The sequence below is a fragment of the Hahella sp. HNIBRBA332 genome (genome assembly GCF_030719035.1).
Lineage (GTDB): Bacteria > Pseudomonadota > Gammaproteobacteria > Pseudomonadales > Oleiphilaceae > Hahella.
In genome coordinates, this window is sequence record NZ_CP132203.1 from 3,850,014 (window position 1) to 3,857,500 (window position 7,487).

Annotated in this window: 8 protein-coding genes and 2 rRNA genes (1 of these 10 only partly in view); all 10 read right to left on the minus strand. The window is 49.0% G+C overall.

All coding sequences use genetic code 11. The annotated features are described in order from the left end of the window. Positions 1-3: 3 nt before the first annotated feature. The gene (locus O5O45_RS17030; RefSeq protein WP_305900577.1) at positions 4-780 is read right to left on the minus strand and encodes a peptidoglycan DD-metalloendopeptidase family protein; all 777 of its coding nucleotides are present in this window, start codon (positions 778-780) and stop codon (positions 4-6) included. A 311-nt stretch (positions 781-1,091) separates the two neighbouring features. Continuing rightward, positions 1,092-2,006, minus strand: coding sequence for a polyprenyl-phosphate transporter (locus O5O45_RS17035; protein WP_305900578.1), 915 nt, complete (start codon positions 2,004-2,006; stop codon positions 1,092-1,094). A gap of 1 nt (position 2,007) precedes the next feature. Continuing rightward, the gene (locus O5O45_RS17040) at positions 2,008-2,670 is read right to left on the minus strand and encodes a protein-L-isoaspartate(D-aspartate) O-methyltransferase (protein ID WP_305900579.1); all 663 of its coding nucleotides are present in this window, start codon (positions 2,668-2,670) and stop codon (positions 2,008-2,010) included. Then, positions 2,667-3,416 carry a 5'/3'-nucleotidase SurE gene (gene surE / locus O5O45_RS17045; protein ID WP_305900580.1) on the minus strand — a complete coding sequence of 250 codons (750 nt, stop codon included), beginning with the start codon at positions 3,414-3,416 and terminating at the stop codon, positions 2,667-2,669. The genes O5O45_RS17040 and surE overlap by 4 nt, the downstream gene beginning before the upstream one ends. A 108-nt stretch (positions 3,417-3,524) precedes the next feature. Next, entirely contained in the window at positions 3,525-4,493 is a 969-nt protein-coding gene (gene truD, locus O5O45_RS17050) for a tRNA pseudouridine(13) synthase TruD (protein WP_305900581.1), read from the minus strand. Position 4,494: 1 nt separating this feature from the next. Then, entirely contained in the window at positions 4,495-4,986 is a 492-nt protein-coding gene (gene ispF, locus O5O45_RS17055; protein WP_305900582.1) for a 2-C-methyl-D-erythritol 2,4-cyclodiphosphate synthase, read from the minus strand. Then, positions 4,983-5,693: a 2-C-methyl-D-erythritol 4-phosphate cytidylyltransferase gene (ispD, locus tag O5O45_RS17060; protein ID WP_305900583.1), complete on the minus strand. Its 711-nt coding sequence runs from the start codon at positions 5,691-5,693 to the stop codon at positions 4,983-4,985. Before ispD ends, ispF begins: the two co-directional genes overlap by 4 nt. An 84-nt stretch (positions 5,694-5,777) precedes the next feature. After that, positions 5,778-6,029 (minus strand): septum formation initiator family protein, encoded by a 252-nt coding sequence (locus tag O5O45_RS17065; protein WP_459077232.1) that lies wholly within the window; start codon positions 6,027-6,029, stop codon positions 5,778-5,780. 377 nt (positions 6,030-6,406) lie between these two features. Beyond that, a 5S ribosomal RNA gene (rrf, locus tag O5O45_RS17070) occupies positions 6,407-6,519 on the minus strand. A gap of 117 nt (positions 6,520-6,636) precedes the next feature. Next, positions 6,637-7,487, minus strand: a 23S ribosomal RNA gene (locus tag O5O45_RS17075); it runs 2,040 nt beyond the window's last position.

Genomic DNA, 7,487 nt, shown 5'->3' on the forward strand with positions numbered 1-7,487 from the left:
GTTTTATCGTTTTGGTAGGTATTTGAGAGGGTCAACCGGATTGCCGTTTTTTCTTATTTCGAAGTGCAACATCGGTCGGTTGGTCCCTGTCTCACCTATCTCGGCTATCTTCTGCCCGCGATTTATGAGGTCTCCCTCCTTGACCAGTATCTTGCTGTTGTGCGCGTAAGCGCTGATGTATTCATCGCCGTGGCTCAGAATCACCAGCTTGCCATAACCTAGCAAACCATTACCCGCATACACTACTTCGCCACTGGCCGCTGCTAAAACCGGGTCGCCGATTTTACCGGCGATATCGACACCTTTATTGATATCGCCTGCAATAGAAAAAGTATCAATAATCGGGCCATGATGGGGCCACCCCCATCCGGTAACAATTCGATCAGTTTTGCTGGTTACAGGAGCTTTTTTCTTTTGTGTATTTTTGTAAACGGACGCTTGAGCAGTTTTAGATTGAGTGGTTTTCTTGGGTTTAACAGGTGAAGTCTTCTTGGTTTTAGTGGTCGTTCTTTTGGTTTTCTTGGATGGCTGCGTGCTCGCAGTCTGGTAGCCATCAGGTACAACCAATGAAATCCGCTGTCCTGGCTTAATCATGTAGGGAGCGGATATCCGATTGATACGAGCCAACTCTTTATAATCTCGACCATATCTCCAGGCGATGGAATAAAGCGTGTCGCCTTTCTCTACAACATGGCTTCCCCAGTACACGGGAGGGTTAAAAGCAGGGTCTCTATATATAGAAGGAGACGTGCAGGCGCACAGGAAAATCGTGATCGACAAAGCGACCGATCTCAAAGCATAAAAAATGCCATTACCAGTATACAGTCTGTTACAAAACCTGTGTTTTTGGGATTTTAGACAATGCACTTTTTAGCTTTTTTTAAAACAAAAAGGAATTAATACAGCCTAGATTATTCTCATTATTTACAAAAGTTTCTAAATTGGCCTCCTAAGTAGTTAAATTACAACTATATTCTGTAGAGTTATAGATCCAATGCCGTCGGGTGCGCTCGTTATACCTGATACCGGAGGTAACACAGGCAAGGAAAATAAGTAACACTAACGTGACTTAATTTCCTAAAAGTGAAGTCTCATTTTTGATAACCAAGTCTCACTTTCTCCAGCGCAACCACCATCAGTGCGCCAATAGCGAACAATGCCGCCACCATTAACACTTGCGCCGGCTCACCGGTAATCACCTCGTAACGAGAGGGGAAAACGTTCGCCTGCACAAGAGGGACCTGAGCCCCATGAGAATCAATACGATATTCCAGCGTATACTTCCATGGCCAGACTTTGTTGAGAGCGCCCAGCATAAAGCCGGTCAGAACAGCGAGGGTGTAATCGTGGTAACGTCTTAATAACCAGCTTAGCAGGTGAGTGAAGGACAGCAAGCCAATCAGACATCCTGAAGCGAAGATGGACAAAGGCAGGATATCAAAACCTTTCACCGCCGCCAGGACCGGACCGTAAATGCCAAGAAGTAAAAGCAGGAAACTACCTGAAACACCAGGTAGGATCATAGCGCAAATGGCGATGGCGCCGCTTATGAACAAATTCAGATAGGTCGGCTCCAGGCTGGTGGGACTCAAAGCCGTCAACGCATAGGCCACCGCAGCGCCCAATCCGATTAACAATGCGCTAAGCGCATTCTTTTCTCTGATCGCCTTACCAACAAACCAAACGGAGCCAAGAATCAAACCGAAGAAAAAAGCCCATATCAGACTGGGGTGGCTCTGCAATAGAGAGCTAATGATTCTGGACAGCGTAAAGACACTGGTGAGAATGCCTGCGAATAATGTCGCCAGAAAAGTACCATCAATATCTTTCCAAACCGCTGCAAATCCTTGCTTGCGCCAGATACTAATCAGCCCTGGCCGAACACGCCCAAGAGCTGAAATCAGCCGTTCGTATATACCGGAAATAAATGCAATCGTACCACCTGACACGCCAGGAACTATATCCGCAGCTCCCATGGCCACGCCTTTCAGATAAGTCTTCCACATGTTATCGAACAACGCCTCCTAACAAAGGCACAAATCGAACCTGCTCCAAACTGCTCTCCTCTATTTCAGCGCCTTGCCTTTTATAGACCTTCAGCATCTGTTCGCTTCCGCCGCCAACCGGAATGACAAGACGTCCGCCATCCGCCAGTTGCTCCAGCAACTCCGACGGCGTCTGCTCCGGGGCTGCAGTCACCATTATTGCGTCGAAAGGCCCCTGTTCAGGCCACCCCCAACGCCCATCGGACAACTTCGCGCTAACGTTATTTAACTTTAGCGCCTTGAATCTCAGTTTCGCTTTTTCCAGCAGCGGCGCAATCCGCTCAACGGTATAAACCTGTGTGGATAACCGCGCCAGAATAGCGGTTTGATAACCGGAGCCGGCGCCAATTTCCAACACTCGTTTCGGCTTCCAACCGCTGCACAGCAGCTCAGTCATACGAGCCACAATATAAGGCTGCGAGATCGTCTGGGAGTGTCCTATCGGCAGAGCAGTATCTTCATAGGCCCGATGCGCGAGAGCCTCATCGACAAAAATATGCCGAGGAATTTCCGTCATCGCCTCCAACACTGCTTCATTCTGAATTCCGTTTTTCCGCAAGCGCTCAATCAAACGCAGACGCGTGCGCCGCGATGTCATGCCTATGCCTTGCAAGTCGAAGTTCACTCAGTCTCTCCCAGCCAATCCTGTAGTTGGTTAAAGGCGTCATAGCGAGTCATATCAACATGAATAGGCGTAATGGAGACATAGTTGTGCTCTACTGCATAAAAATCCGTACCCGGTCCAGCGTCGTCCCCTTCCCCCGCCGCTGCAATCCAGTAACGCTTGCGGCCTCTGGGATCCACAATTTCATGCGGCTCTCCGCCTTTCAAACGGTGTCCCAAACGGGTCAGCTGAATCCCGCGAATATCATCCAAAGGCACGTCAGGAACATTCACATTCAGTACTGTGCGCGGAGCGATGGGGGACTTCAACTGCCTGAGCAGTAAGTTAGCGACCACTTTCGCTGCTGTAGCGTAGTTCTCTAGCCCCCTGTTTACCAATGACACAGCAATTGCAGGTTGCGCCAGGAAACGTCCTTCCATCGCCGCAGCAACAGTGCCGGAATACAAAACGTCATCTCCCAGGTTGGCGTGAGAGTTAATGCCTGAGACAACCCGCTCCGCGTCATAACCGAACATTTCGCTCAGCCCCATATGCACGCAGTCTGTCGGCGTACCGTCAACAGCAAAAAAACCTTGTGAGGTTTTCTGCAGAATCAGAGGACGCGTCAACGTCAGCGAGTTACTCGCTCCGCTATGATCTCTATCTGGCGCAATCACTCGAATTTCAGCAATATTCTTTAGCTCATCCGCCAGAGCTGACAAACCTGGCGCATGCACGCCATCGTCATTGGACAATAATAATTTCACTACCGCTTTTCCTTTTTTCGCTACTCCCTCATCACCTGCCTTTTGCAGTCAATTGCATCAATGATAGTGGCAATGGGAGGAGCTATTAGTAAACAGGTTTGGCTGGAATCAGTTTAATCTAAATACTTGGTCCAGCAATACAGAGGCGAAACAGCCGGAGCCAAGAGAAAACGTCAACTCAATATCGTTATTGAGCCACTGCCAGCTCATATCTACAGGCTTGGCGACAAAAGGCCTCCTCGCTGTACGCGCGCCGTCTTTGTGAATTGCGGTCAGCCACTCTGATAAAGACGCCGTTCGCTGTTGCTCAACCTCTCCGGCCATCCCGGACAAGAACTCAGCCCCCCCTAGCATAGGGCCAGTGGGAACGATGATTTCGCACGCCACAGAACTAGCGGCGGGAGCACCTTCATCCCCCTCAATCATTGTCGACCAGTCACCTCGTCGAACGCGCTCAGCCAGAACTTCATTAAACAAGTAAGAACGCGCCGCAGATAAATACATACCCAGATGGGCCTTCTTTTTTGGTTTTTGGCCTTCTACGAACCATGCATGCGCACGTTGTAAGTTATAGCCATCATGACCAAAGCGCTGATCTCCGAAATAGTTAGGAAAACCATTCGCCTTAATGAATGACAGCTTTTCATCGATTTGCTCGTGGGCGCCTTCCACCTGTCTAACCCAAATCTTAAAAGCATTTCCTGAGTGATCTCCACGGCGTAATTTTTTTTGCGTACGAGTAACGCTGAGAACCTCTACACCTTCAATCTGTAACTGACTCCAATCTGGCTCAGGACGTTTCCCTAAATAAACGGAAAACCATTGTCTCGTCACTGCATGACGATCCTTCAATCCCATCAGTCCGATATCGAAATCACGCACGCCACAAAAGCGCGCGATATTGCGAGACACCCACTCGGTATTCTGCCCGCGTTTTTCAACATGTAATAAAATATGCTCTCCTCCTGAATCCGGAGGCGTCCATAATTCATTCACGCCGAAGTCTTCCGGTGTTTGACGCCATATTCCAGGCGCCAAGTCAGTCCAAAGTCCAGGGAAGTTAAGATCAAAATTCATATCAGTTCTTTTGCGCCTCAAGCAATGCTACCGCATGACAGGCAATGCCTTCCTTACGGCCGGTATAACCCAGTTTTTCTGTGGTAGTGGCTTTTACGTTTATACAATCAATCGGAACATTGCAGTCAGCAGCAATATTGATCCGCATACTTTCTATATGTGGGGCCATCTTAGGGGCTTGCGCAACGATAGTTCCATCAATATTCCCTACCTTATAGCCCTTCTCATGCAGTTTGCTAATCACAGACCGAAGCAGGTTTCTGCTATCTGCGCCGGAAAACGAAGGATCTGTATCAGGAAAATGCTTACCGATATCTCCTAAGGCCGCCGCTCCCAGTAATGCGTCACATATCGCATGTAGTAAGACGTCGCCATCTGAATGGGCTTTCAAGCCGCGTTCGTATGGAATGCTCACACCCCCAATGACAATAAAGTCGCCACTTTCGGAAAACGCATGGACATCGAAGCCATGGCCGACTCGAAATAAACTCATTCTTCTTCCTGCATAATACGGCGTAAGAATATCTCCGCCAGAAGTAAATCTTGGGGATGGGTAATTTTGATATTATCGCTATGCCCCTCTACCATTAACGGTCTCAAGCCCTGAGCTTCGATGGCTGAGGCTTCATCAGTGATGTTGACGCCTTTTTCTATCCCCTGCCTTAAAGCCGCCAATAAAGCGCCAAACCGAAACATTTGTGGGGTATACGCCCGCCAGAGATTAGTTCGGGGCACAGTGTCTAACACTTCGCCCGCCTCACTAGTCCTTTTTACTGTGTCTGCAACAGGTACGCCTAAAAGCCCGCCGGGTTGAGTATTCCATAACGACTGCATCAGGTTGGAAATGTCGTTGATGCGAAAACAGGGGCGAGCTACATCATGGACGAGCACCCAATCTTCAATAGTGGCATGAGGCTCTATCTTCTCTAGGGCATTGAGCACTGAACTCGACCGCTCCGTCCCACCGGCTACCGGTATTGCTTTTCCAATATACTTGTCAGCAATCTCAGGCCACCATTTGTCTTGCGGGTGAAGAGGCAAATAGATCTGTGATATTCCTGGCGCTGATAATAGTCGATCCAGCGTATGTTCAAGAACGCTTCGATCAATCAATTTCAAATACTGCTTAGGGCGTTCGCCTCCCATGCGAGAGCCAACGCCAGCGGCGGGCACTATCACCCAAAGCTTATGCTCTTCCATACTGTCTACTAATACTAATCAAGCTCGATTTCTGCAAAAACCGGGCTAGTATCAGTGATGCGAATAAGGAAAATCAAGAAAGGTTCAATTTTCGATGAGCAAATAAAATTGTTCGTCAGGGTATACCATCCCCAACTGACTGCGGGCTCTCTCTTCTATCGCGCTCTGCGCGAGTTTCAGCTCCATTACTTCAGCCTCAAGCCTGCGATTCCTTTCCGCCAACTGCTCGTTCTCTTCTTTCTGGCTCGCAACCTGACGATCAAGCACCCAGGCCTGCGCGAAAGACCCTTCGCCCACCCAAAGACGGAATTGAAGGACGCCAATAATCAGCGCCAAAACTGTCCACAACCAATTTACACGCATAGCAGAACGACAATGAGGTTATATTTCCGTCGTCAATGACATTTTGCGTCCCTGCTGATTCAAGCAAGCTCCGCCATGACAATACTTTTTTTAGTGGCGGAATCGCTTATTTTATAGACTCTAATATTTATAGTCGATAAGTGTTGATAATTTCCAGTAAAAAACACTTATAACTACATAAATTTAATGATATTTCTTTTTCGAAATTTAGTCCGGTTGAAACGGATTAGAGTAATTAGGGGTAGATGAAGCGCTCTACGGGAATAGTAAGAGGGGCTCTGACGCCTGGCCTGGGCATAAACTCCAGGCATAAAAAAACCCGTCACGAGGACGGGTTCTTCGTATTAAGAGCCTGACGACGACCTACTCTTGCATGGGAATCCACACTACCATCGGCGCTGGACTGTTTCACTTCTGAGTTCGGAATGGGATCAGGTGGTTCCAGTCCGCTATGATCATCAGGCAAAACCGTTAAGCTTTGTCTTAGTTCTAGCTTGTCTAGTTGGCGCTTGGTCAGAAGACCTTTAACTTGGATAAGCAGTTATACTCAATCAATACCGGTAAATTACTTCGGTGTTATATGGTCAAGCCTCTCGGGCAATTAGTACTGGTTAGCTCAACGCCTCGCAGCGCTTACACACCCAGCCTATCAACCTCGTGGTCTACAAGGGCCCTTTAGGAGGATCAAGTCCTCAGGGAGATCTTATCTTGAAGGGGGCTTCCCGCTTAGATGCTTTCAGCGGTTATCCCGTCCGAACATAGCTACCGGGCAATGCGATTGGCATCACAACCCGAACACCAGCGGTTCGTTCACTCCGGTCCTCTCGTACTAGGAGCAACTCTCCTCAAATCTCCAACGTCCACGGCAGATAGGGACCGAACTGTCTCACGACGTTCTAAACCCAGCTCGCGTACCACTTTAAATGGCGAACAGCCATACCCTTGGGACCGGCTTCAGCCCCAGGATGTGATGAGCCGACATCGAGGTGCCAAACACCGCCGTCGATGTGAACTCTTGGGCGGTATCAGCCTGTTATCCCCGGAGTACCTTTTATCCGTTGAGCGATGGCCCTTCCATACAGAACCACCGGATCACTAAGACCTACTTTCGTACCTGCTCGACGTGTTTGTCTCGCAGTTAAGCGCGCTTTTGCCTTTACACTAACCGTACGATGTCCGACCGTACTTAGCGCACCTTCGTGCTCCTCCGTTACTCTTTTGGAGGAGACCGCCCCAGTCAAACTACCCACCACACAGTGTCCTCGACCGGGATTACCAGTCAGAGTTAGAACCTCAAACATGCCAGGGTGGTATTTCAAGGATGGCTCCACGAGAACTGGCGTCCTCGCTTCAAAGCCTCCCACCTATCCTACACAAGCAGGTTCAAAGTCCACTGTGAAGCTATAGTAAAGGTTCACGGGGTCTTTCCGT